The 24718-nt window shown below is 73.5% G+C and carries 19 protein-coding genes; 6 read left to right on the top strand and 13 right to left on the bottom strand.

Features of this window, described 5'->3' with window-relative positions:
• The first annotated feature begins 10 nt into the window (after positions 1-10).
• Positions 11-322, top strand: coding sequence for a DUF3817 domain-containing protein (locus tag DZA62_RS24260; protein WP_198664129.1), 312 nt, complete (start codon positions 11-13; stop codon positions 320-322).
• Here DZA62_RS24260 and DZA62_RS24255 read toward each other — a convergent pair.
• Positions 288-1106: an SURF1 family protein gene (locus DZA62_RS24255; protein WP_157987874.1), complete on the bottom strand. Its 819-nt coding sequence runs from the start codon at positions 1104-1106 to the stop codon at positions 288-290. The two genes, DZA62_RS24260 and DZA62_RS24255, sit on opposite strands and share 35 nt — an antisense overlap.
• 186 nt (positions 1107-1292) lie before the next feature.
• Here DZA62_RS24255 and DZA62_RS24250 point away from each other — a divergent pair, with 186 nt between their 5' ends.
• The gene (locus DZA62_RS24250; RefSeq protein ID WP_116951516.1) at positions 1293-2054 is read left to right on the top strand and encodes a hypothetical protein; all 762 of its coding nucleotides are present in this window, start codon (positions 1293-1295) and stop codon (positions 2052-2054) included.
• A 434-nt stretch (positions 2055-2488) separates the two neighbouring features.
• On the opposite strand, the gene DZA62_RS24245 is transcribed toward DZA62_RS24250, so the two are convergent.
• The 6 genes from DZA62_RS24245 to DZA62_RS24220 form a co-directional block, all read right to left on the bottom strand.
• On the bottom strand, positions 2489-4039 hold the full coding sequence (locus DZA62_RS24245; protein WP_116951515.1) for an ATP-dependent DNA ligase: 1551 nt from the start codon (positions 4037-4039) through the stop codon (positions 2489-2491).
• 114 nt (positions 4040-4153) lie between these two features.
• Positions 4154-5539, bottom strand: coding sequence for a S1C family serine protease (locus DZA62_RS24240; RefSeq protein WP_198664128.1), 1386 nt, complete (start codon positions 5537-5539; stop codon positions 4154-4156).
• Positions 5540-5579: 40 nt separating this feature from the next.
• The gene (locus tag DZA62_RS24235; protein WP_198664127.1) at positions 5580-7076 is read right to left on the bottom strand and encodes a HAMP domain-containing sensor histidine kinase; all 1497 of its coding nucleotides are present in this window, start codon (positions 7074-7076) and stop codon (positions 5580-5582) included.
• On the bottom strand, positions 7073-7762 hold the full coding sequence (locus tag DZA62_RS24230; RefSeq protein WP_116951514.1) for a response regulator transcription factor: 690 nt from the start codon (positions 7760-7762) through the stop codon (positions 7073-7075). Before DZA62_RS24230 ends, DZA62_RS24235 begins: the two co-directional genes overlap by 4 nt.
• 120 nt (positions 7763-7882) lie before the next feature.
• Positions 7883-8833, bottom strand: coding sequence for a hypothetical protein (locus tag DZA62_RS24225; protein ID WP_157987873.1), 951 nt, complete (start codon positions 8831-8833; stop codon positions 7883-7885).
• Between the two features lie 317 nt (positions 8834-9150).
• Positions 9151-10068, bottom strand: a complete 918-nt coding sequence (locus tag DZA62_RS24220; protein ID WP_116951512.1) for a Gfo/Idh/MocA family protein — start codon at positions 10066-10068, stop codon at positions 9151-9153.
• Between the two features lie 63 nt (positions 10069-10131).
• Between DZA62_RS24220 and DZA62_RS24215 the strand changes: the two genes are divergently transcribed.
• The 4 genes from DZA62_RS24215 to DZA62_RS24200 are packed head-to-tail and all read left to right on the top strand — an operon-like array spanning position 10132 to position 15160.
• Positions 10132-12780 carry a bifunctional acetate--CoA ligase family protein/GNAT family N-acetyltransferase gene (locus tag DZA62_RS24215; protein ID WP_116951511.1) on the top strand — a complete coding sequence of 883 codons (2649 nt, stop codon included), beginning with the start codon at positions 10132-10134 and terminating at the stop codon, positions 12778-12780.
• 33 nt (positions 12781-12813) lie between these two features.
• Entirely contained in the window at positions 12814-13395 is a 582-nt protein-coding gene (locus DZA62_RS24210) for a DUF5998 family protein (RefSeq protein WP_116951510.1), read from the top strand.
• Between the two features lie 3 nt (positions 13396-13398).
• Positions 13399-14505, top strand: coding sequence for an alkaline phosphatase family protein (locus tag DZA62_RS24205; RefSeq protein WP_116951509.1), 1107 nt, complete (start codon positions 13399-13401; stop codon positions 14503-14505).
• 7 nt (positions 14506-14512) lie between these two features.
• Positions 14513-15160, top strand: a complete 648-nt coding sequence (locus DZA62_RS24200) for a thymidine kinase (RefSeq protein WP_116951508.1) — start codon at positions 14513-14515, stop codon at positions 15158-15160.
• 498 nt (positions 15161-15658) lie between these two features.
• Here the strand turns inward: DZA62_RS24200 and DZA62_RS24195 are convergent, their stop codons facing one another.
• The 6 genes from DZA62_RS24195 to DZA62_RS24170 form a co-directional block, all read right to left on the bottom strand.
• On the bottom strand, positions 15659-16354 hold the full coding sequence (locus DZA62_RS24195; protein WP_116951507.1) for an APH(3') family aminoglycoside O-phosphotransferase: 696 nt from the start codon (positions 16352-16354) through the stop codon (positions 15659-15661).
• A gap of 1 nt (position 16355) precedes the next feature.
• Complete coding sequence (locus DZA62_RS24190) at positions 16356-16811, bottom strand: hypothetical protein (RefSeq protein WP_116951506.1); 456 nt, start codon at positions 16809-16811, stop codon at positions 16356-16358.
• 11 nt (positions 16812-16822) lie between these two features.
• Entirely contained in the window at positions 16823-17452 is a 630-nt protein-coding gene (locus DZA62_RS24185) for an RNA polymerase sigma factor (RefSeq protein ID WP_198664125.1), read from the bottom strand.
• Between the two features lie 546 nt (positions 17453-17998).
• On the bottom strand, positions 17999-21832 hold the full coding sequence (locus DZA62_RS24180; protein WP_116951505.1) for a phosphodiester glycosidase family protein: 3834 nt from the start codon (positions 21830-21832) through the stop codon (positions 17999-18001).
• A gap of 275 nt (positions 21833-22107) precedes the next feature.
• Positions 22108-23253 carry a septation protein SepH gene (gene sepH / locus DZA62_RS24175; RefSeq protein ID WP_157987872.1) on the bottom strand — a complete coding sequence of 382 codons (1146 nt, stop codon included), beginning with the start codon at positions 23251-23253 and terminating at the stop codon, positions 22108-22110.
• 110 nt (positions 23254-23363) lie between these two features.
• A complete protein-coding gene (locus DZA62_RS24170) occupies positions 23364-24653 on the bottom strand; it encodes a D-arabinono-1,4-lactone oxidase (RefSeq protein WP_116951551.1) in 1290 nt (429 codons plus the stop codon).
• Between the last annotated feature and the right edge of the window lie 65 nt (positions 24654-24718).

Genomic DNA, 24718 nt, shown 5'->3' with positions numbered 1-24718 from the left:
GGCTCGCAGCGTGCGTCGAGATGCTCTGCCCTTCTACCGCGTCATGGCCTACCTCACCGGTGTCGTGCTGCTCCTGCTGTGCGTGGCGATGTTCGTTCGCTACGGCCCGCCGGGCGACGCCACCATGAGCCGCACGGTCTCACCGATCCACGGCTGGCTGTACGTCATCTACCTGATCGCCACCGGGTTCCTGGTGCACCAGCGCGGCTGGAAGGCCAGCTGGGCGATCCTGGTCGCGCTGGCCGGCACGGTGCCGTTCGCGTCGTTCGTCGCCGAGCGGTTCGTGGTCAGGAAGGCGCGTGAGACGGAGCGGGTGCGCTGACGTCGTCGTCGGACTGCTCGGCCTGCTCCTCGGCCGGGGTGTCGGCCTGACGGCGGGTGCGGACGCCGTTGCGGACGATGCTCACCCAGAACACCACCGCGGCCAGCGCGAACACCCACCACTGCGCCCAGTAGGAGAGGTTCTGCCACGGGCTGACGTCGCGGATCGGGTCGACGGTGTCGACGTCGAGCACCGCCGGCGCGGCGGCCGGTTCCGGCGACTCCTCGCGCAGCAGCAGATAGCCGTGCAGCGCCGTCGCCTCGCTCACGCCGGCGCGCTGGGCCAGCTGGTCCGGCGCGATGTAGGCCATGCGGCCGTCCTCGAGCTGCTGCCCGGTGCGGACGGTCGCGTGGTCGGGCGTCTCGGGCGCCAGCAGATAGCCGGTGATGGTGACCTCGCCGGACGGGACGGCGGTGCCGGCCTCCTCGGGGTCGTCGACCCAGCCGCGCAGCACCGGCACGACCATGCCGTCGTCGGTGCGCAGTGGCGTGACGACGAACGACCCGAGCGTGCCGTCGTGCACCCGGCCGGGAAGGAGCTGCTGCTGGCCGGCCAGATAGCTCCCGGTGGCGACGACCTGCCGGTCGGCGCCGTCGCCCAGTTCGGCGCCGGGCGAGGCCAGCTCGGTGATGGCGACCGGCTCGCGGTCGCGCAGCTCGTGCCGTCCGCTGCTGTCCTGGTAGACGTCGGCCTGCCACCAGCCCAGCACCAGGCAGCCCGCCACCGCCGCGACCGCGACGACGTGCAACAGCAGCCAGCGGGGCGTCAGCAGGAACCGGTACACACTCACACCGTAACGGCCCGGTGGACGGCCCCATGCGTGTGGGGGAGCCGGAGTGGGCAAGATCAGACATTTATGTCCGGATGGACCCCATGATCTTGGTCGCCGGTTGGGTAGGCTTCGAACAGTCTCGTTCGGGGGACGGGCAGCATCCACCCTGGTGAACGATCATGATGGAGAGAGATCGCGATGAGCCGACCGCACCCGCTGAGCGCCATGAAGGAGTGGGAGTGGTCGCAGGCCTGGGAGCAGCAGCAGGAGATCGTCGATCGGCTGCACGCCAAACGTGGGTCATGGCTGCCCAACATCGTCGAGAAGCGCCCCTGGGGCGCGGTCCGATGGACGTCGGGCCGGCCCTCGCATGCGGCCACGTCCGGTCAGGCGGTCCCCGAGACGTTCGCGGTGCTGCGGCCCGGGCTCAACGACCAGCCCCTGCGTGACCGCGTCGCCGACGTCCTGTCGCAGCCGGCGCCGATGTTCCAGGCGGTCGGCGTCGGGCTGCGCCGCCACCAGCTCGTGCCGGCCATCGTCGGCGCGGCGGTCGGTGCGGTGCTGCTGGTGGTGCTGGCGTTGGTGCTCGGGCTCGGCCCCATCGGCGCCATCCTCGGTTTCCTCGTCGGCCTGGCCGGCGGCGGTGTGGGCGGCGCGGCGCTCGGCCAGTACCTCTTCGACCGCGAACGCGACGCCGTCCTCAAGGAGGGCGAGCGGGTTCGCGTCGTCACCGGCCGCTACGCCCCCACCTCCTGGTCCCGCCTCGTCGACGCGACGACCGGCCTCGAGACCGCCGCGACCGCTGCCGCCGACGACCAGACGGCCAACGCGGTGCAGACGGCGCTGTGGGAGGCTGCCGGCCTGCTGCTGCGGTCGTCGGACCACACCGGCGTCGAGGTGCTGGCCGACGGCATGGAGCGGCTCGCTCAGGCGCACCGGGGCATCAGCGGCGGTCGCTGAGCCGGCTCGCCGGTCTTCGGCCGTAGGCCGGAGAGTTCGGCGCCCCGCTGTTCGAGAGTCGAGGGCGCCGAGGTGCGCCTCGAGCGGACTGCAGGGGCGCTTCGCGCCGGCGACGACCGCTCGACCCGCGCCGCCGCGCCCTCATGGAGCGGGTCCGGCTGCGGCCCGCCGTTCGGTGCCGTAGACACCGATGATCGTCAACGATCCCCCTACGTCACCAGGCGTTCTGCCGCTTCACCGGGTGTGCATGCCTGGTGCAGCGGGAGAACGCCTGGCGGAGCCATGATCGCGGTTGATCACGGAGGTGACGTGGGCAGTCGCCATCCGTCGGCCACCTTGGGCCCCACACGGCGACTTACCGCTGCACCAGGCCTGCATGCCTCTTGAAGCGGGAGGAGGCATGCTGAACGTGATCATTTACGGGCCAGTGGCGGCTAGGTGGGGACCGGGCCGCGGATGGCCAGCACGGCGTCGATGGTGTCGGCCTCGGCGGCGGGTTTGTCGGGACGGTGCCGCAGCACCCGGGCGAATCGGAGCGCGACCCCGGCCGGATATCGCGGCGACGTCTGCACGCCGTCGAACGCCACCTCGACCAGCAACTCCGGCCGCACCGGGACGACCCAGCCATCGGTGGGGCCATCAGCCAACGACAGCAGCTCGGCCGTCTGCCAGGTGAGCATCTTGTCGGTGAGCCCCTTGAACGTCTTGCCGAGCATCACCCAGCCGCCGGCCGGACCGTAGGCGCCGGCGGGATCGAGCGCCCCCAGGTGCAGGTTGGACAGCCAACCCTGGCGCCGCCCGTGACCCCACTCGGCCGCGAGGACGGCGAGGTCCAGTGTGTGCCGCGGCTTCACCTTCAGCCACCCGGCGCCGCGGCGGCCCGCCTCGTACGGCACATCGAGGCCCTTGACGATGATGCCCTCGTGGCCCTGGGCGATGGCGTCGTCGAAGAAGGCCTGGGCGTCGGCGGGGGAGGACGTGACGATGCGGGGGACCCGGGCGGACGCCGGCACGACGGCGGCGAGCGCGGCCCAGCGTTCGGTGCCGGGCGCGCCGATGAGGTCGGTGCCGTCGATGTGCAGGGCGTCGAAGACGAAGAGCGAGAGCGGCGCCTTGGCACGGGCCGCCGCGACGTCGACCCGGCTGCTGACCCGCGAGGCGGTGCGCTGGAAGGGGAGAGGGCGGCCGGTGGGGTCGAGCGCGATGGTCTCGCCGTCGAGCACCACGGAGTGGACGGGGAGCGCCAGCGCCGCCTCGACGAGTTCGGGCACGTTGCCGGTGATGTCGTCGAGCGTGCGGGTGAACACGGCGACGTCGGTGCCGTGGCGGTGGATCTGCACCCGGACGCCGTCGACCTTCCACTCGACGGCGGCCTCGCCGGTGCGCTCGAGCGCCTCGGCGATGTCGGGCGCGGGGGAGGCCAGCATGGGCCGCAGCGGCGAGCCGACGGTGAGCCGGAACCGCGCCAGCCCGGCGCCGCCCGCCGCCAGCACCGCGGCGGCGACGGGCACCAGCGCGCCCGCGACGGTGACCGCGCGGCGCACGTCGGCGGCCGGCACCTCGGACGCCCGGGCCACGGCCTCGGTGAGGACGCCGTCGAGGGCGCCCTGGCGCAGCTCGCCCGAGACGAGCCCGGCCAGCAGCCGCTGCTCGGGCGTGGTGGCGCGGGCCAGGAGCTCGCGGAACCGCTCGCGCCGCGCGGCCGTGGACCCCTTGCCGGACAGTTCGGAGAGCGCGCCGAACGCGGCGTCGACCTCGGCCACCCGCAGCGACGGCGACTCGGCCGGAGCCGGCAGGTCGCGCAGCGAGGCGTAGCCCAGCCCGGTGCGCCGCTGACGCAGCTCGCCGGCGAGGTAGCTGGCCACGATCTCGGCCTCGCCGGGCGCGGCCCGGCGCAGGCAGCCGGCGAGCAGGTCGATCTTCGCCAGCCGCCCGGAGACCCCGGCGACGGCGGCGGAGGTGTCGGCGACATCCTTCAGCAGCACGATCCCAGTCTGCCCGCACCCACCGACACACTCATCGCGCCGCGGACACAGGAACGCCCCTCCAGAACACGCACCAGGTTCTGAAGGGGCGTCCTGCCCGGACGACGGCGTGGCTCAGCTGCTCGAGGCGTCGCTGCCCAGGGTCACCGTGGCGGTGTGCTCCTGGCCGTCGCGGACGTAGGTGAGCTTGATCTCGTCGCCGGGACGGTGCGACCGGACGGCCGCGATCAGCGAGGTGGCGTCGGTGATGACGCGGTCGCCGACGTGGGTGACGACGTCGCCGTCCTGCAGCCCGGCGTCGGCGCCGGCGCTGCCGGGGTTGACCTGGGCGATCTCGGCGCCGTGGACGTCGCCGCCCTGCACGTCCTGGACCCCGACGCCGATCTGGGCGTGCGTGGGAGTCTGGCCGTCGCGCAGCTCCTGGATGATCGGCTTGGCCTGGTCGATCGGGATCGAGAAGCCGAGGCCGATCGAGCCGTTGCTCTGGCCGGACGTGGCGATCGCGCTGTTGATGCCGACGACCTGGCCGTCCATGTTGACCAGCGGCCCACCCGAGTTGCCGGGGTTGATCGGGGCGTCGGTCTGGATGGCGTCGATGACGGAGTTGACGCTGCCCTGCTGCTCCGAGCCGGCCGCCACCGGACGGTCCAGCGCGGAGACGATGCCGCTGGTGACGGTTCCCTCCAGGCCGAGCGGCGAGCCGATCGCGACGACCTGCTGGCCGACCGCGAGGTCGCCGGAGCTGCCGAGATCGGCCGCCTGCAGGCCGGACACTCCGTCCGCCTTGATGACGGCGAGGTCGGTGAGCGGGTCGGTGCCGAGCACCGTGGCGTTCGCGGTGGAGCCGTCGGAGAACGTCACCTGGACGGTGCCGCCCTGGCCCGCGCCCTCGACGACGTGGTTGTTCGTGACGATCTCGCCGTCGGAGGAGATGATGACGCCGGTGCCGCCCGCCTCCCCGAACTGCGACGCGACGGTGATGGACACCACGCTGGGCAGGACGTCGGCAGCGACGGCCTGGACGCCGCCGGCGTTGGACGTCTGCCGGTTGTTGCTGTCGCCGCTGGTGTTGCTGAGGTCGCTGCGGGTCACCGAGCCGCCGGAGTCGTTGCCGCCGTTGTCGTCGTTGACGATCGCGGCGACACCGGCGCCGGCCGCGCCGCCGATGATCGCGCCGAGCGCGACGCCGGCCAGCACGAGCGGGGCACGACGGCGCTTGGGCTCGGGGTTGCGCTCCTCACCGGACAGCGGCTCGTGCGGCGGCGGGGAGCCGGCCGCGCCGGCCTCGGTGGGCTCGGTCGGCTGGTCGCCGGCGGCGGCGCCGGGACCGGACAGCGGCGGCGTGGACCAGCCGCTGCGCGGCGACTCGGTGGTGGGTGCCTGGGCAGGCGCGGTACCGGCCGGGGTTCCGCCGGGCGGCGGGGGAACGGGTGCGGTCGGAAGCGTCGTGGTGCTGGCCGAGCCCTCGGGCTCGCCGGAGTTGCGGGTCACGTCGTCCATGTCTCCACGGTGCCCGTCGTCTCTGAGAGCAGGCTGAGAGTCAGTCAAGAGCAGCCGAAGAAGCCCCCGGCAGCCGCATCGTCAGGCGCGCGCCGCCCGACCCGGCCCGTCCGGCCTCGACGCTGCCGCCGTGCCGTTCCGCCGCCGCCTTGACGATGGCCAGCCCCAGCCCGGAGCCGGGCAGCCCGCGCGCCTCGGACGACCGGTAGAAGCGGTCGAAGACGCGGGGGAGGTCGACCTCGGCGATGCCCGGGCCCTCGTCGCAGACGTCCAGGACGCCCTCGCGGAGCGTGACGGTGACGGTGCCGTGCGGCGGGCTGAACTTGGCGGCGTTGTCGAGCAGGTTCGTCGCGGCGCGGCCGAGCTGGGTGGCGTCGCCCTGGACGAACCAGCTGTGCAGGTCGGCGGCGAACGCGACGCCCGGGGCCCGGCGGCGCACCCGGCTGAGTGCGTCGCGGACGACGTCGGCGACGTCGACCTGTTCGCGCGACCCGGCCGGCGGGTCCTCGCGGGACAGCTCGACGAGATCGCCGACCAGCGTGGACAGCTCGACGGCCTGGGCGCGGGTGTCGGCGATCAGCTGGGTGCGGTCGGCCGCGGCGAGTCCGCCGCTGGCCTCGCTCTGCGCCAGCAGGTCGAGGTTGGTGCGCATGCTCGTCAGCGGCGTGCGCAGCTCGTGCCCCGCATCGGCGACCAGCCGAGACTGGCGCAGCCGGGCCTCGCTCAGCGCGGCCAGCATCGCGTTGAACGCGTGCGCGAGGCGGGCGATCTCGTCGCTGCCGGTGACCTCGATCGGCTCCAGCTGCCCGGTGGCGGCGACGTGCTCGGCGGCCTGGGTGAGCTGACGGACGGGGCGCAGCCCGGCCCGTGCGATGGACAGGCCCGCCCACGTGGCGAGCACGATGCCCACGCCGCCGGCGATGAACGACACCAGCCGCAGGCGGTCGAGGAGCTCCTCGGTCTGCGCGGTCGACTGGCCGAGCACCAGCGCGAACCCCGGCTGGGCCGGCACGGCGACGACGCGGTAGCTGTCGCCGCGGAGGTCGGTGGTCCGGACGCTTTCGGGGCTGTCGCCGCGGGCGACCTCGAGCTCGGGGTCGCCCATCGGGGGCGCGCTGTCGGCGCCCACGGCGGCGAACGCCGTGCCGTCGGCGCGCAGCAGGGCGATGCGGATGTCCGTGGCCAGGATCGCCGCGGAAGGAACGCGTGCCAGCTGCTCGGGGTCGCCGAGCGTCGTCGTGACGGCCTGCTCCGCGCGGTTCTGCAGGCCCTCGTCGATCGAGGACTGGAGCTGCGACGAGACCGTGAGGTACGCCGCCAGGGCGGTCAGCGTGACGGCGAGGCCGACGCCCAGTGCGGCCAGCGCGCCGACCCTGGTGCGCAGCGACAGCCGCGACGCGAACCCGGGCGCGGACCGGCCGCCGGAGCCGTCGGACGCGTCGTCAGGGGGCGGGTCGGGAGCGCGCCCGGTGTCGCCGGGCGGCGGAGGCGGGACCCTCGACGGCGACCGGACGCGGCGGGCGGCGTCGCTGGTCACGGCGGATCCTCGCGAGCGACGTAGCCGACCCCGCGGACGGTGTGGATGAGCCGCGGCTCGCCCTGCTCCTCGGTCTTGCGGCGCAGGTATCCGACGTACACCTCCAGCGAGTTCGCCGTCGTCGGGAAGTCGTAGCCCCACACCTCCTCGAGGATGCGGTCGCGGGTGAGCACCTGGCGCGGATGCCGGAGCAGCAGTTCCAGCAGCGAGAACTCCGTGCGGGTGAGCCGGATCGCGCGGCCGCCGCGGGTGACGTCGCGAGTGACCGGATCGAGGACGAGGTCGCCCATGCGCAGCTGCCGTCCCTCGGCGGGGTCGGCGGCCGGCGCCGCACGGCGCAGCAGCGCGCGCAGCCGGGCCAGCAGCTCCTCGAGGGCGAACGGCTTGGGCAGGTAGTCGTCGGCGCCGGCGTCGAGCCCGGACACGCGGTCGGAGACCTCGTCGCGCGCCGTGAGCATGAGGATGGGCAGATCGTTGCCGGCGGCGCGGAGCGCGCGGCAGGTGGCGAGGCCGTCGAGGCGCGGCATCATGATGTCGAGGACGACGGCGTCGGGCGGCTCGGCGCTGATGACGCGCAGCGCGTCCTCGCCGTCGGCGGCCAGCTCGACCTGGTAGCCGTTGAACGCCAGCGACCGGCGCAGCGACTCGCGCACGCCGGGATCGTCGTCGACGACTAGTACACGCATGCTCTCAGTCTGCCCGTCCGACGTGAGAATCGCCTGAGAGCGGCGCAAGAACGACGACGGCGGGCGACCTCCCGAAGGAGGCCGCCCGCCGCCGGTGTGTCACCTACGGCTGGGCCGGGTTCAGCTGAACGCGGGGCCAGCAGCCTCGGCCGCGTCGGACGCGACGTCGGAGCGAGCCTCGGCGTCGGCCTTGGCCTGCGCCTTGCGGTCCACCGCCACGTCGGACGGCGTGGCCGACCGAGCCAGCGGAGCCGAAGCAGCCGCCGCGGAGTTGTCCTCGCCGCGGACGCGGTTGTTCTCGGCGACGACGGTGCCCGTGTTGCCCGAGACGTTGAAGTCGCCACGGACCACGTTGTCGGACACGTACACGTCGGCGCTGTTGTCGGTGATGCTCAGGTTGCCGCCGAACGCGTTGTAGCCACAGCCGGTCAGCGGGGCCGACGCACCGATCTGGAGGATCTCGCCGTTGCCGCTGAACGTGGCGTCGCCGTCGACCTCCGACAGGCACAGGACGCCGCCCTGCTCGGCACCGGTCACCGAGTAGGTGCCCTCGATGACGGTGTCGTAGACGTCGGTCAGGGTGTCGCCGGTGGTCGCGAGGTTCCGGGTGACCCAGCCACTCTCGATGAAGGTCTCACCGTTCGTGGAGGTGACGTTGCGGGCGTGGTCCGAGCCGACCGAGTAGAAGAACCCGGAGTCGGTGGCGGTGACGTTGTTGCCGAGCGTGCTGTCCTCGGTGTACGCGCCGTACGCCGCGGTCAGGACGGTGGTGCCGGTGACCGAGGTACCGACGACGTCGGCGAAGCCGTTCGCCAGGACGCGGACGTTGCCGTTGACGGTCGCGCCGTCGAGCAGCAGGTTCGCGTCGGCACGAACGGTCACGTTGCCGTTGATGACGACGTTGGTCAGCTCGCACGACTTGCCGGCGGCCACGACGAGGTCACCGGGAACCGTGACGTCGGCTGCGACGCCGTCACAGAACGTGGTCAGCGCGGCCTGGGACGGCGCGGCGAAACCGACGGCCATAAGACCGGCGGCTGCAGCCGTCAGGGCGATCTTGCGGTAGCGCATGTGCGCTCCTCTCTGCGGATCCTGCGGATGGTGCGTCAATGACGCGTTCCCCCCGTGCGATTCGCCGCGGCGCCGGCCGGGTCGCAGACCTTGACCGGGACGGATCGCGCGAGGAGGAGAGGCTCTGTGCGCGAGATTCAGTTGTCAACACCGAGTCGAAGCGTCAGATACCCCCCTGCTCCTTTCGGAGACTTCGTACGACGTGCACTCTTTCCGGGAAATGACGATCATGTCAAGGTTTAGCCCGTATTTCGGGGCCTCTTGTCGACATGAGTTCGCTTGGCCGACACGATACGAGTGGACGGCGTCTGCGGCGTTCATCGCGGCGACATTTGTCCGTTGTGTCGCACGCGGTCGAGGTCGTCCTGTGCGCGGACCAGGACGTCCAGGACCCGCACCCCGAACTCCAGACCGTGCGGGTGTGCCGGCGCACCGGGCCGCGCGGCGGCGGTCAGCTCCGTGATCGCCGTGCTCAGCGCCTCGACGACCGGGGTGTGCGGCTCGGGGAGGACGGCGTGCCCGGCGCCGCCCCATGCGCGCGCGTGGAAGAGTCCGGCCGCCGCCGGGACGTTCTGCGAGACGGTGACGGTGCTGGAGGCGCCGCCGCGGTGGCCCAGGACGAGGTGGACGGTGCCCAGCGGGTCCTCGTGGGCGGCGACCGTCTCGACCGGCTCCAGGACGTTCAGCAGGATCGACAGCGCGTGCGGCCCGAGATCCCAGAGACCGCCGTCGCGCTCCAGCCGCCACGGCGTCGAGAACGCGCCGTGCTCGCGCTGCACGGAGCCCAGCGTCAGCGCCGTCGCGCCCTCCCACGGGTGCTCGGCCGCGGTGGCCCGGCACGAGGCCAGCCAGTCGCGCACCTCGGGCCGGAACAGCTGGGTGAAGAACACGGCGCTGGCCACCCCGGCTGCCGCGGCGGCGTCGGTCAGCGCGCGGCCGCCGGCGGCGTCGAGCGCGATCGGCTTCTCCAGCAGCAGGTGCTTCCCGGCCGTGGCCGCCGCCGTCGCGTACCCGGCCTGGACGTCCGGCGGCACGGAGAACTCGACGGCGTCGGTGTCGGCCAGCAGGTCGTCGAACGAGTTGTACGGCCGCACGCCGAACTCGTCGGCGAGCGCGGCCGTCCGGGCCGGGTCGCGGCCCCAGACGCCGGCGAACGTGACGTCCTCCGTCGCCGCGAGCGCGGGTGCGTGGGCCACCCGGGCCCAGTGTCCAGTGCCGACCAGTCCGAAGCGCATGGCACCGGACCCTACCGGCGCCCGGAATATGCCGGGTTCCGGCCGTCTCGGCCGCTAGCCTGGGTGACCGTGGAGGAAGCGGCGGTCTATCCCGCGCACTGGGAGGCCGACGTCGTGCTGTCCGACGGCGCGACGGCGCATCTGCGGCCCATCACGCCGGCCGACGCCGAGCGGCTCGTCGAGTTCTACGCACGCGTCAGCGACCGGTCCAAGTACTACCGCTTCTTCGCCCCCTATCCGAAGCTGACCAGCCGCGACGTCGAGCGGTTCACGAACGTCGACCACCGCGACCGGGTCGCGCTGATCCTGCTGATCGGCGACGCCATGATCGCCGTCGGCCGGTACGAGCGGCTCAGCGCCACCGACGCCGAGGTGTCGTTCCTGGTCGAGGACGAGCACCAGGGCCGCGGTGTGGGCAGCGTGCTGCTGGAGCACCTGGCACAGGCGGCCCGCGAGCGCGGCGTGCGCCGGTTCGTCGCCGACATCCTGCCCGCGAACCACAAGATGATCACCGTCTTCGCCGACGCCGGCTACACCGTCGACAACAGCTACGAGGACGGCGTCGTGCACGTCGAGTTCGAGATCGCGCCGACCGGGAGCTCGCTGGAGGTCATGGCCGCGCGCGAGCACCGGGCCGAGGCGCGCTCGATCGAGCGGCTGCTGACTCCGCGATCGGTCGCGGTCATCGGCGCCAGCCGATGGCGCGAGAAGATCGGGCAGACGCTGGTCCGCAACCTGGTGCTCGGCGGGTTCACCGGCCCGGTCTACGCGGTCAACCGCGAGGCGACGGCCATCACCGGGCTGCCGGCCTACAAGAGCGTCCGCGACGTCCCCGGCGAGATCGACCTCGCGCTGGTCGCCGTCCCCGCCGACGCCGTCGCCGAGGTGGTCCTCGACTGCGCGGCGAAGGGCGTGCGCGGGCTGGTCGTCGTGTCGTCCGGGTTCGCCGAGACGGGCGAGCCGGTCGGCCGGTCCCGGCAGGCCGAGCTGGTGCGGCTGGCGCGGGCGCACGGCATGCGCATCGTCGGGCCGAACTGCCTGGGCATCGTCAACACCGACCCCGCGTACTCGCTGAACGCGTCGCTGGCGACCACGCTGCCGCCGGCCGGCCGGGTCGGCTTCTTCGCCCAGTCCGGCGCGCTCGGCTCGGCCATCCTCGGCGACGGCGCCGCCCGCGGCCTGGGCGTGTCGACGTTCGTGTCCGCCGGCAACCGCGCCGACGTGTCCGGCAACGACCTGCTGCAGTACTGGCGCGACGACCCCGCCACCGAGGTCGTCCTGCTGTACCTGGAGTCGCTGGGCAACCCGCGCAAGTTCTCCCGGCTCTCGCGCGCGGTCGCCGAGGTCAAGCCCGTGGTCGCGGTGAAGAGCGGCCGGTCCACCCAGGGCGTGCCGCTCGGGCACACCGTCCGGCCGATCGAAGCGCCGGCCGACGCGCTGGACGCGATGTTCCGGCAGTCCGGCGTCGTCCTGGTCGACACCATCCCGGAGATGTTCGACGTCGCGCAGGTGCTGGCCTTCCAGCCGCTGCCCACCGGCCGCACCGTCGCCGTCATGGGCAACTCCGGCGCGCTGTGCCTGCTGGCCGCCGACGCCGCCGTCAGCGCCGGGCTGGACGTCTACGGCGACCCGCTCGGCTTCGGGGCCGGCGCGACCGCCGACGACTACCGCAAGGCGCTGCGCACGTTCGTCGACGAGCCCGCCGTCAGCTCCGTCCTCGTCGTCTACGCACCGGCCGTCGACGGTCCCGGCGGCGACGACGTCGCCACCGCACTGGCCGAGGTGGCGGCGTCGGCCGGCAAGCCGGTCGTCACGACCTTCCAGGGCAAGCGCGGCGTCCGCGGGGCGGCCGGGGTGCCGTCGTACGCGTCGCCGGAGGAGGCGGCCCGGGCGCTCGGGCACGCCACCGCATACGCCGAATGGCGCCGGCGCAGCCACGGCAAGGTCCCGCGCCTGGACGGCTGCGACGCCGCGGCCGCGCGCAAACTGGCCCGCGGCGCGCTGAGCACGCCGGGCACCGACCCGCAGGCCGGCGTCGAGCTCGGTCCCGCACGACTGCGCGAGCTGCTCGCCGCCTACGGCGTCGACCTCCTGCCGATGATCCCGGCGTTGACGCTGGACGCCGCGCTGGCGGCGCTGGGGGAGCTGGGTGGCGAGGTCGTGCTGAAGGCGACGTCGCCGCGGCTGCGGCACCGGCCCGACCTCGCCGCCGTCTGGCGCCACATCGACACCGCCGACGAGATGCGCGACGCCTGGGCGACCATGGCGCAGACGCTGCTCGACCCCGCCGAGGCCGGGTTCGTCGTGCAGCCGATGGCGCCGGGCGGCGTGCCGGTGTCGATCCGGGCCTGGGAGGACCCGATGTTCGGCCCGGTGGTCTCGTTCGGGGTGTCCGGCGTGGCGTCGGAGCTGCTGGGGGACCGCTCCTACCGCATCCCGCCGCTCACCGACCGCGACGCCGCGGAGATGGTGCGGGAGGTGAAGGCGGCCGCCTTGCTCATGGGCTACCACGGCGGCATCATGGCCGACCTGGGTGCGGTCGAGGACCTCGTGCACCGCATGTCGCGGCTGGTCGACGAGGTGCCGGAGGTCGGCTCCGTCGAGCTGGACCCGGTGCTCGCCGGCGAGTCCGGCCTGACGGTCGTCAACGGCTCCGCCCGGGTGGCGGCCCCGGCCGGGCGTCAGGACTGGTACACCCGGCGGCTGCCGTGACGACAACGGCCACGAGCGTGGGAAGATGGTGGGATGGCGGATACAGGGACGCGTGAGGGTCTTCGCCTGGCCATCCAAGAGGCCGGCTACTACCCCGACCTCGTCGCGGACATGCTCGAGACCTCGCTGGCCGGCGAGGCGGTCGACTCATACGTCGTGCACCACGAGCCGCACTTCGACCGCGACGAACTGCGCCGGCACGTCAGCGTGCTGGTGCTCACCCCGACGAGGCTGATCGTCGGGCACACCGACGAGTACCCCTCCGACGACACCCACGACGTGCCGTACGCCACCACGTCCACCGAGGCGGTGCCGCTGGACCGCGTCACGTCGGTGGTGGTCAGTCGCACCGTCACCACGCCGGCCGCCTACCGCACCGGCACACCGGCGCTCGACGTCGTGCTGACGGTCGGCTGGGGCGCGATGAGCCGCATCGACCTCGAGCCGGCCACGTGCGGCGACCCCGACTGCGAGGCCGACCACGGCTACACCGGCGCGCTGACGTCCGACGACTTCACGCTGCGGGTCAGCGAGGCCGGCGACGGCGTCGGCCGGGTCCGCGACCTGCTGACGTTCGCCCGCGCGTTGTCCGCCGCCACCATCAGCGTGCGGTGACCAGTGCCGCTGCCGCGTTACGGCGAGGGCGCCCTCGCTGACCTGCTGCCGTCCGTGCTGGCCGCCCTCGGGGTCCCCGACGAGATCGACGTCCTCGGCCTGCCGCCGGCCCGCCGCTTCTGCGTCCTCCTGGTCGACGCGCTCGGCTGGAACCTGCTGCGCGCCCACCCGGCACAGGCGCCGTTCCTGACGTCGATGACGGGGCGCGCCATCACCGCCGGCACGCCCACCACCACGGCCACCAGCCTGGCCAGCCTCGGCACCGGCCTGCCGCCGGGCAAGCACGGCATCGTCGGCTACACCTCGCGGGTACCGGGCGGCGACGGCATCTTCAACGCGCTCAAGTGGGACCCACCCCTGGACCCGCTGACGTACCAGCCGTACCCGTCGCTGTTCGACCGCGCCGACCGCGCGGGCGTCGCCACCACCGTCATCGGCCAGAGCAGCTTCCGCGACACCGGCCTGACCCGTGCGGCCATGGGCGGCCCGTTCCGGTCCGCCAACACCTACGGGCAGCGGGTCGCGGCGGCCGTCGAGGGGTCCTCCGGGGCCACCCCGTCGCTGGTGTACGTCTACGACGGCGACCTCGACTACACCGGTCACCAGCACGGCTGGCGGTCCGCCGCGTGGCGCTACCAGCTGGCCATGGTCGACCGCTTCGCCGAGCAGCTGTACGACGAACTGCCGGCCGGCACCGTCCTCGTCGTCACCGCCGACCACGGCATGGTCGACGTCGACCCCGAGCGCCGGGTCGACGTCGACGACGTGCCGGCGCTGCGCGAGGGCGTGGCGCTGGTGGCCGGCGAGGCCCGGTTCCGGCACGTGTACACGGCGTCGCAGGCCGCGGTCCCCGATGTCGCCGACGCGTGGCGCTCGGTGCTGGGCGAGCGGGCCGCGGTGCTGACGCGGCCCGAGGCCGTCGCGGCCGGCTGGTTCGGGGCGGTGGAGTCGCGGGTGGCCGAGCGCATCGGCGACGTCGTCGTCAGCGTGCACGGCGACTGCGCGGTCGAGCGGCGCAGCGTGTTCCCCGTCGAGACCCGGCTGCGCGGCCTGCACGGGGCGCTGAGCGACGACGAACTGATGGTGCCGCTGCTGGTCGGGGAGGCCTGAGAACGGCGTGGCGGAGCTGACCTTCTTCACCGGCACCATGGACTGCGGCAAGTCGACGCTGGCGCTGCAGACCGACTACAACCACCGCCGCCGCGGGCTGGCCGGGCTGATGATGACCTCGCACGACCGCGCCGGTGAGGCGACGGTGTCGAGCCGTCTCGGCCTGTCCGCCGACGCCGTCGAGGTGGCGCCGGCGACGCAGCTGTGGGCGCTGGTGGCCGAGCGGCTGGCGGCCGGCGCCCGCATCGACTACGTCATCGCCGACGAAGCGCAGTTCTACACGTCCGAGCAGGTCGACGACCTCGGTCGCATGGCCGACGAGCTGGACGTCCCGGTGTACGCGTTCGGCATCCTCACCGACTTCCGCACCCGGCTGTTCCCGGGCTCCGCGCGGCTGGTCGAGCTGGCCGACCGGGTCGAGACACTGCAGGTCGAGGCGCTGTGCTGGTGTGGCCGGCGCGCGACGCACAACGCCCGCACGGTCGGCGGCATCATGGTGACCGAGGGCGAGCAGGTGGTCGTCGGCGACACCGACGGCGCCGGCGTGGTCGGCTACGAGGTGCTGTGCCGGCACCACCACCGCCGCCGCATGACGGCCGCCAGCGCCCGGGTCGCCGAGGCCGGCGCCGAGCCGCTGCCGTTCGCGACCGGCTGAGCCGAAAAGCCCTCGTCCAGGTCCGGGGGCGTCCACGTGGCGGGACTCGACGGTGGTTCCGAGCCTTGCCCAGGACTGTGTTCGCTGGACCAGGCATGCATTCCTGGTGGAGTGGGAGAACGCCTAGCGACGTACGCGATCGTGGATGATCATCGCCGTCCACAGGCTCACGTCGCCGACCGCTGGAGTGAAGCGGCCGAGAACGGCCGAACTGGGCCACGGTCGCCGGGCGGACCCAGCGACCACGCCAGTGGAGCCCGAGGTGTGCCCAGACTCGCCCCGTCCCCCTGATAGCTGCCAGTTCTGAGACCGCGCGGCCGTGGGCCCAAGCGGTCATTCGTCGGCGCGAAGCGCCCATGCAGGTTCGCTTGAGGCGCGGTTGCGCGGCTGAGAAATGGGCAGCAGGGGGACGGCGAACGCCGCAGACGCAACGAACGTGGCACCGGCGCACGTACGCCGGCGAACCGTCAGAGGCGAGCAACGAAACAGCAGAAGGCCTCAGAAGAACTCGTCCAGCAGGCGGTAGAAGGCCTGCTTGGCGGGGTCGGGCTCGACCCCGCAGCCGCGCAGGTAGCGGGCGGCGGCGTCGGCGCCCAGGTCGTCGGTGAGCTCGCGGGTGGCGATGGCGAGGTCGAGCCAGCGGTCGGCGACGCCCAGCCGACCGGCGTCGACGAGGCCCGTCACCGTCAGCGTCTCGGGGTCGATCAGCACGTTCTGCGTCGTGAGATCGCCGTGGCAGACGACGAGGTCCTCGCCGACCGGCCGGGTGGCCAGCAGCTCGGACACCAGCCGGTCGCGGCTCCAGCCGCGGCGGTCGTCGTCGAGGTCGTCGAGGTGGACGTCGGCGGCCAGCGCCGCGGGTATCGTCGCGGCCAGCCGGCGGCGGAACGGGCAGCCGGCGACGGGCAGGGCGTGCAGGGTGCGGGTCAGCTCGGCCAGTGCGTCGACGACGCGGTCACGGGCGTCCGGCGGCCAGCCGGCGTCGGCCGGGCGGCCCGGCACCTCGGCGGTGACCAGCAGGCCCCGCCCGCACTCCAGTACCTCGGCGGCCGGGATGCCCTGCGCGCGCAGCCACGTGAGCCGGGCGGCCTCGCCGAGCAGGTCGTCGGTGGCCGACTCCTTGCGGTACGCGCCGGCGGTGCGGACGACGGTGGCGCCGGACCGGCCGGTCGTCACCGGCTCGCCGTCGCTCATGTCAGATGCTGACCCAGCTGGTGACGACGGCCGGGCGGGCGTCGTCCTCGAACCGGCAGCTGACCGAGATCGGGCCGGGCGCGACCGGTGCGGCGCGGAACCGGCCGTCGACGTCGGTGGGGACCGTGACGACACCGTCGGCGTGGCGCACCTCGACCGTCGCCGGTGCCGGGGCGACGATCTGGCCCATGACCCGGTGCGCGCCGGCCTCGCGGGTGACCTCCAGGACCACGACGGTGTCGCCGGAGGTGAACGTCAGCAGCCGCGGCGCCTCGGTGGCGGAGCGGACGGCGGCGGCCGGCTCGGTGCTGGAGTCGGAGATCAGCTCGGCCAGCTCGGCGTCGGCCGTCCGCCAGACCAGGCTCGCCTTGGCGATGTCGACCAGCCGCCGCGGCGGCGGGTCGGTCGCCTCGATGATCTCGCGCAGCTGGTCGACCAGGCGGTCGTCGTCAGCCATGGATGCCCCCTTCAGCGCCGGCCCGTGCGCGGGTGGGCGCTGGCCGGGCCGGTGTCGTTCGTGTCGCGGGCGGTGTCCGCTCCGCTGGTGTCGCCCTCGTGGATGAGCCGGCGCAGGTGCTCGAGGCAGCGCTGCCGGGTCGGGCCGACGCTGCCGACCGGCATGTCGAGCTCCGCGGCGACGTCGGCGTACCTCGGGTCGGCCACGGCCGCCGTGAGACGCAGCAGGTCCTGGCAGCGAGGCCGCAGCCGCTGGAATGCGCGGAGGACCGCGACCTGCTCCTCGCGGGCGAGCAACGCCTCGACCGGACCGGGATCTGGGGTAGCGGCGTCTTCGGCGCGGTCCGCCACATGGACGTCGGGCAGCTCGGTGCCGACGCGGCGCAGCAGCCGCAGACACTCGCGGCGCGCCGTGGTGACGAGCCAGGCGGCCAGCCGCTCGGGCTGCGCCAACCGGCCCAGGTGCTCGACCAGCCGCAGCCAAGTGCTCTGGAACGCGTCCTCGGCGTCGCCGCCGTGCAGACGGTGACTCCGGACGACCGCCCACACCAGCGAGGCATGGTCGTCGACCAGGCGGTCCCAGGCGAGTTGGTCGCCCCTGGACGCCGCCTCGACCAGCTCGCTGAGGGACAGATCGGCCACCGCCCAGAGTATAGATGCAGGTAGATCGCCGTCAGTGACGGGCACGCGCCCCCAGGCGTGGCGAACCACGCCCTGCTCACGTACCCGTCACCCCCCGTTGTGCCGACCATCGCAGCAGCCCCCCGGCTTCACAGACGTTGTACGAGCAGACGTCGTGGACGCCTGCGTCGCCTGGCTGCGAGGATCTCGACGACGCGGTTTCTCGAAAGAGCCCGCCACGGTTCCAGGGGAGCGAGGCCGCCGCGCACGGGCTGGTGGGGTGCGGCCGGACGTCGTGCCGCTGTCATGGCTGCTCCCCTCGGTGTGCGCGACACGGCCGGAGGTCCCTGGTCCGCGGAACGCCGCCTGGTGGCCAAGCTCGGCGTTCACAGATACAGAGCACGGAGGAGCGCCTCAGATACGTCCGAATGGGAGATTTCTCAGATTTCTCCGTCTCCCCAGCTCACACCCCGGAGTTGATCACGTTGAGGAGGGGTCCTCCCGCTCTGCGAGGCATGCATGCCTGGCGAAGCGGGAGGACCCCTGGGGGAGCGCGCGGGATCCGGGTCAGTCCTGGCCGGGAGCGTCGCCGTCCGACGTGGCCGCGGCGGCCGCGCCGGTCAGCGCGACCTCGACGGTGCCGCCGGGGACGTTGGCCTCGGCCACCAGGTCCGCGGCCGCCGTCGTGCCGGGAGCGGACGGCGTGAACCGGACCGGCACCTCGCAGGACCCGCCTGGCGCGACCGGCGCCCGCGTGCACGCCGAGGGGCCGGCCAGCGTGAACGCGCCCGCCGTCACGGACAGCTCGGAGACCACGAGCGGCCGGTCACCGCTGTTCGTGAGGGTCACCTGCCGCACGGCGGTGCCGGACGCCACGGTGCTGAACACCGGCGCGTCCGCGTCGACCCGCGCGCCCGGAGCGGCGGCGGCCACGACCCGCACCGTCGTCCGCCCGGTCACCGGGGCCAGCGACTCGTCGCCGGTGTAGGCCCGCATGGAGTCGTTGGTGACCTCGAGCGTCACCTCACCGGTACGCAGGCCGGTCAGCTGCCGCGTCACCGGGTCCAGGATCGCCACCCTGCCCTCGGAGCGGGCGCGCCGGATGGCCGCGTCGCCGGAGCCGACGGCCAGGCGCTCGTCGCCGGACCAGTGCACCGACATCGGGTAGGCCAGCGGCACCACCCGGCTGCCCGGCAGCACGCCGGACGGCTGGACGACGTGCCCGCCGACGCTCACCGCGCGGCCCACCTCGACCGTCTCCGGCGCCTCGACGACGACCTCCTGGGCGAACGCGCGCACGTCGGCGCTGAGCCAGCGGTTGGCGCCCGACGTGTCGCGGTCGACGCTCCACTCGACCCAGCCGGTGAAGCCGCCGCGGTCCGGGGTGCCGTAGGGCGACTTGCCCGACGACGGGTGGACGACGTACTGCACGCCCTCCTGGCGCTGGACGTCGACGATCTGCGCGTGCGAGCCGACCATGGCCGCGCCCTTGTTGCTCTCGGAGCGGAAGCCGGCCAGCAGCCGCTCGATCAGCTGCACCTCCAAGCGGTCGCCGAGCTGGCTGGACTTCGTCTCCGCCGGGTCGTCGACCGGGTGGTGGGCGAAGACCATGACGTTGCTGACGGCGTCGTCGCCGGCCGCGCTCGCCAGTGCCTCCTCGAGCATCGGCAGCTGGTCCCAGTCCGAGCCGCGCAGGCTCCCCAGGGCGCTGTTCAGCAGGATGAACCGGGTGCCCTTGTGGTCGAAGGTCCGGTACGGCCGGCCGAACTCCGCCTCCCACGCGTCCAGCGTCGACTGGGTGTTGCCCACGCCGTACGACTCGTGGTTGCCCGGCACGTAGTAGCAGGGGACGGTGCCGGCGTCGTGGTCCGGCGTGCTCTCGGCCGGCGGCTCCTCGCCGACGGCGATCAGGTCGCAGCCGCCCTGTTCGAGCGTCTCGCGGGCCAGCGCGACGTCCTCCGGCAGGCCGCGGTCGACGATGTCGCCGTTGAGCACGACGAGGTCCGGCTCCTCGGCCCGGATGCGGTTCAGGGCGGCGACGGCGACCTGGGTGAGGTCCGGCGCCGACGCGGTGAACTGCACGTCGGACAGCGTGGCGAAGGTCCAGTCGGCGCCCGCCTGCGGCTGCCCGTCGGCCGAGACCAGCGGGTCGGCGCGCAGCGGCTCCCGCGCGGGCAGCTCGATCTGCGACGGCACGTCCGCCTCCAGCCCGCCGATGACGAACCGGCCCGGCACCTGCTGGTCCACGGCGGTGTTGATGCCCTGGAACGAGTTGAACCGGATCGGGAACACCGTCGTCGAGGGGATGGTGAACGTCGCGTACTGCCACTCGTCCGACGGCTGCAGCCCGGTGCCGTAGACGCCGATGGAGGTGCCCGCGGCGTCCCAGAAGCCCGCGTAGGTCAGGCCGCTCGGAACGACCACGTCGGACTTGAGCTTGAGCCGCACGCGCAGCGGCTGGCCGGGGATCTCCACCCAGCGGCTCGGGTTGCCCGCGGCGGTGATGCCCTTGTTGCGGGCGGCGCCGAACTCGAGCCGGATGCCCTCGGGATCGTCCAGGATGTCCATCCGGACGCCGGCGGTGCCGTTGCGGGTCCACCGGCCGTTGGCGGCGTCGTCGTCCTGGAAGTCGTAGACCTGGACGGTCTGGACGCCGACGGTCACCGGCAGTTTCACCGTGTGCCCGGCGACGCTCAGTTCCACGACGGTGCCGCCGGCGGCCAGCGGGGTGACCAGCAGGCCGGTGCCGGACGCGGTGATGTCGACGACCGACGCGTCGTAGCTCAGGTCGAGGTCGATCAGCTCGACGGGCGCGGCGAAGCCCTGCGCGTCGCGGCCGGTGACGTCGACGCGGACGGCGTTCTCCGGGCGCGCGTCGCCGATCGAGATGCGGTTCGCGGACAGCTCCAGCGCGTCCAGTTCGCCGAGCAGTTCGATGCTGCGCACGCCCTGGGCGGCCCCGGCGGTGGCGTGGACGACGACGTGGCCGCGCCGGCTCTCCGGCACCGCGAGAACGGATCCGTCGAACGTGCCGCCGCTGCTGCGCCAGCGGACCGCGGCGGGGTCGAGCGCGACCGGGGTGAGGTGGTCGTCGACGGCCTTCGCGGTGAGCGTGCGGTGCAGGCCGGGGAACGCGCGGGCGTCCTCTTCGCTCGGCGTGATGACCAGCTGCCTGGCCTTGCCGTTGCCCGGCGCGACGAACAGGCCGACGCCGTTCGGGTCGGGCCGCTCCGCGCCGTCGGACGGGCTGTTGCGGACCGTCGCCTCGTCCGCGCCGAGCGGGCGGGCCACCATCGACGTGGAGCCGCCGCCGTCGAGGTTCCACGCGGTCTCGGCGCCCAGCCGGACCATGAACCGGGCCAGCTCGCGCATCGTCATGCCGTTGACCGGCGACTGCCGGCCGTCGTTGGTGACCAGCAGCATCGTCCGGCCGTCGTCCTTGAAACCGATGACGGTGCGCGGGTGGACGGCGTTGTCGAGCTCGGAGTCCGGGCGGGCGACGCCGTCGCGGACCAGTTCGCGGTTGGAGCCGATGACGAAGCGCATCTGCCGGGCGATCTCGTCGCTGAGGGCGTAGCTCAGCGTGACCGCGTCGCCCGGCCGGAGGGTGCGGATCGCCGCCGCGCCGGCCTCGCGGCCGACCAGGACGAACGCGCCCGCGGGGATCGCGCCTTCGCCCGCGGTGGCGGCGTCGACGGAGACGACGACGTCGTCCTGGACCAGCACGGACGCGACGTCGGTGGCGCCGGTGACGCCGATCGAGCGGCGGTAGCTGCCCCACGCCGACGTGTAGGCGACGATGGCGTTCGCGGGCGAGCCGGACATCGTGTTCGAGGCGTTCAGCGACACGACCGGATGCGCGGCGCCGCCGAACGTCGCGGTCGCGTCCAGCGTCATGTCGACCGCGCGGCCGACGCCGTCCAGACCGACGCCGATGTGCGACCAGGTGCCGAAGTCCGACGACTTCAGCAGCTCGCCGTCGCGCACCTCCGCGCCGAGCGGGGCGCCGGAGTTGTTGATGTCGAAGAAGTCGCCGTTGACCCCGGCGACCGCCCCGGCCTCGTTCACCATCCGCGACGTCGGCGCCCGCTCGGTCACGTGCTCGCCGGCGAGCAGGTCGCTGGTGACGGCCGGGTTGGCGAGGTCGGCGGTGAGGATGTGCTGGTCGTACCACCCGGTCGGCGTGACGGAGGTCAGCTCGCGCAGCGTGATGCCGGGGCCGATCTGCTCGGTGCGGTCGACCAGCTCGATCGCGTCGTCGGTCAGCGGCGGGCCGTCGCTCGCCACGGCGGTGGCCGCGGGCGCGGTGCTGAGAAGACCGAACGCGACGGCGGACGCCATCAGCGTGGACAGCGACGATGTCAGCCATCGGCGCCGCGTGGTGGTGCTCGACGTTGGCATGGAGATCCTAGGGACAGAGGGACACGGCCAGCGTCATTGAAGTGGTTCCATGCACATTGCCCGAATCGTCCCATCGGCAAACGGCCGAACATCAGATGAACCCCGCCGCCCGCGAGTTCAGTCTGGGAAAGCGCGCCATTGTGGCTCGGTAGGTGCCGGTGATTCCACGAAACGCCGTCGGCCTTACAACGTAAGGGGCGCGTGGGGAAGGGGCGGACGCGGAACGGCCCGCCTCGTCGCGTGGACGAGGCGGGCCGTGGGGGCGCCGTGTGGCGTCAGTCGTTCTTGCGGCGTCCGAACATGATCTCGTCCCAGCTGGGGACGCTGGGCCGGCGCGACCGCGACGAGCTGGTCTTGCGGGCCGGCGGGGCCGGCTCCTCGTCGGCCGTCGGGGCGAGGTCGGCGGCCGACTCCTCCTCGGTCTCGACGTGCTGGGCGATGTCGCTGAGCCGCAGCCGTTCGCTGGTGGCGGTGTCGTCGGCGTCCGCGGTGTCGTCCGGTGCGGCGGCGGGCTCGGCCGGCTCCGGCGCGTGGTCGTGGAAGAGGTCGGGCTCGCGGCGGCGGCGCTCGCGGCCGGTGCGGGTGGTGCGCCGGTTGGTGCGGCGGGCCGCGGCGGCCGGGATGGGCGTCGTGTTCTCGAACTCGTCGTCGTCCTGCTCGGCGGTGTCGTCGTGGTCGAGGTCGCGGACCAGGCTACGCACCGGGCCGACGCCGGCCGGCTTGAGGAACGCCGGGAGGTCGGGGCCCTCGTCGTCCTCGGCGGGAGCCTTCGTGGCCGCGCCGCCGCCCACCACCGACAGTCGGGCCGGACCGGCCGGGGCCGCGGGCTCGGGGTCGGCGGGCGCCTCGGCCGGCAGCACGCCGGCGATGGAGCGGGCGTTGTCGTCCTCGGGCACGACGGTGCGGCCCGAGGGGTCGAACGAGAAGAGGGCGGAGTCCTCCTCCTCGCCGGCCCAGGCGAAGCGGACCAGCCAGCGGCCGTCCTCGCGCCGCCACGCGTCCCACTCGACGAGGTCGGGGTCGGCGCCGTGGGTCTTGGCGGTCGCCCCCGCGGCGGCCTCAAGAGTCTGCGGCGGGCCGTCGCCGCCCAGCCGGCGCACGGTGGCCTGCCGGGCGCGGCCGGCGATGTGCTCGCGCTCCGCGAGGACGGGGCCGGCGAAGCGCTCGACCTTCTCGCGGGGCATGCCCGCGACCGCGGCCACGGAGTCGACAGACTCACCGGCCCGGATGCGTGCCTGGATGTCGCGTGGACGTAGCTGGCTTTCGAGCCGGATATCCAACTGTCCCAACCTCGCTCGGTCGCCTCGGATCGCGGCGAGCAGGCGGTCGTCCACCCGCAACGCCAGCTGTTCACCGTCGTGGCCGGAGAGGATGAGGTGGGCGCCGTCCTCGCTGACTGCGATCAGCCGAAGCTCACGCATCTCCTCACCTCCGATCACGACTGCCGTCCATCGTCACCCGCGGGACCGCGTCAGACCAAGCCGCCACGCCGCCAACGGCCGGTCTGACAAGCCAATTCTCGTGTCCAGGCTCACTCGTCCAGGACCTGCTCGAGGTACTCGTTGCCCATGATCCGGTCAGGGTCGACCCGGTCGCGGACCGCCCGGAACGTACCCATGTGCCGGTAGTGATCGCGAAGATACCCTGAATCGCGGGTATGGAGCTTTCCCCAGTGCGGCCGCCCACCGTACTCCGTCCACAGCTTCTCGACGGCCGTGAACCAGCCGGTGTAGTCCGTGCGCGGGTAGGCGTGGGTCGCGACGTACACGGTGTCGCGCTCGAAGGCGGGCGAGAGCCACACGTCGTCGGCCGGGGCGAGCCGGATCTCGACCGGGAAGGCCACCCGCCACGGCCCGCGCGCCGTCAGGTCGCGCAACGCCCGGAGCGCGGCGGTGGCCGCGGAACGGGGGAGTGCGTACTCCATCTCGTGGAACCGGACCCGCCGGGTGCTGGTGAACACCTGCGGCGCGGCGTCGACGAACGTGCGGCCGCTGATCAGCCGGGCGGCGACGGCGTTGACGGCCGGCGTCGCCTTCGGCGCGGCCCGCGTCAGGCGCTGGACCAGCGCCAGTCCCGCGTTCTCGACGACGTCGCCGGACCACCAGGCGGCGACGGGGTTCGGCGGCGCGGCCGGCTCGCCCGTGCGCCGGTTGACGGTGAGCTGCACGGCGTCGGTGAACGGCAGCCAGTACAGGTCGCAGTGGTCGGCGGCCTCCAGCTCGGCGAACCGCTCGACGACGGCGTCCAGCGTCGTCCGCTCCACCGTCGAGCGCAGCGTGAACGCCGGTTCGACCCGGAACGTGACACTGGTCACGATGCCCAGCGCGCCGAGGCTCAGCCGCGCGGCCTGGAACAGCTCGCCGTCGTCGTCGGCCGACACCTGCTTGACGGTGCCGTCGGGCAGCACGAGCTCCAGCGCCACCACCTGCTCCGAGAGTGACGCGCTGGCCCGGCCGCTCCCGTGGGTGCCGGTCGCGATGGCCCCGGACACCGTCTGGACGGCGATGTCGCCCAGGTTCGTCAGTCCGTAGCCGCGTTCCGCCAGCAGGGCGTTGAGCTCGTGCAACCGGGTGCCGGCGCCGACCGTGGCGGTGTGCCGGGCCGTGTCGAGCGCGAGCAGGCCGCTCAGAGCGTCCAGCCGCACCTGGACGCCGTCCGTCGCCGCGACCGGGGTGAAGCTGTGCCCCGCGCCGATCGGTTTGACCCGCAGGCCGTCGCGGGCGGCGGCGGTGAGCACGGCGGCGGCCTCGTCGGCGCTGGACGGCCGCTCGACGCGGACCGGGCGCGCCTGGACGGTACGCGCCCAGTTCTGCCAGACCATGGGCTCGATCACCCCTTCCCTTGTGGGCCTCGACGCGGCCGGGACCTGGCGGTCGGCCGCGAGGC

Source organism: Jiangella endophytica (assembly GCF_003427025.1).
Classification (GTDB): Bacteria; Actinomycetota; Actinomycetes; order Jiangellales; family Jiangellaceae; genus Jiangella; species Jiangella endophytica.
Note: the sequence above shows the minus strand (reverse complement) of the source record. Positions and strands in the feature narration are given on the sequence as shown.

Bases quoted from the DNA above. Each gene is read 5' to 3' on its own strand.
- DZA62_RS24250 (WP_116951516.1), top strand. From the start codon at position 1,293: ATGAGCCGACCGCACCCGCTGAGCGCCATGAAGGAGTGGGAGTGGTCG.
- DZA62_RS24240 (WP_198664128.1), bottom strand. From the start codon at position 5,539: ATGGACGACGTGACCCGCAACTCCGGCGAGCCCGAGGGCTCGGCCAGC.
- DZA62_RS24230 (WP_116951514.1), bottom strand. From the start codon at position 7,762: ATGCGTGTACTAGTCGTCGACGACGATCCCGGCGTGCGCGAGTCGCTG.
- DZA62_RS24225 (WP_157987873.1), bottom strand. From the start codon at position 8,833: ATGCGCTACCGCAAGATCGCCCTGACGGCTGCAGCCGCCGGTCTTATG.
- DZA62_RS24220 (WP_116951512.1), bottom strand. From the start codon at position 10,068: ATGCGCTTCGGACTGGTCGGCACTGGACACTGGGCCCGGGTGGCCCAC.
- DZA62_RS24210 (WP_116951510.1), top strand. From the start codon at position 12,814: ATGGCGGATACAGGGACGCGTGAGGGTCTTCGCCTGGCCATCCAAGAG.
- DZA62_RS24195 (WP_116951507.1), bottom strand. From the start codon at position 16,354: ATGAGCGACGGCGAGCCGGTGACGACCGGCCGGTCCGGCGCCACCGTC.
- DZA62_RS24190 (WP_116951506.1), bottom strand. From the start codon at position 16,811: ATGGCTGACGACGACCGCCTGGTCGACCAGCTGCGCGAGATCATCGAG.
- DZA62_RS24180 (WP_116951505.1), bottom strand. From the start codon at position 21,832: ATGCCAACGTCGAGCACCACCACGCGGCGCCGATGGCTGACATCGTCG.
- sepH (WP_157987872.1), bottom strand. From the start codon at position 23,253: ATGCGTGAGCTTCGGCTGATCGCAGTCAGCGAGGACGGCGCCCACCTC.
- DZA62_RS24170 (WP_116951551.1), bottom strand. From the start codon at position 24,653: ATGGTCTGGCAGAACTGGGCGCGTACCGTCCAGGCGCGCCCGGTCCGC.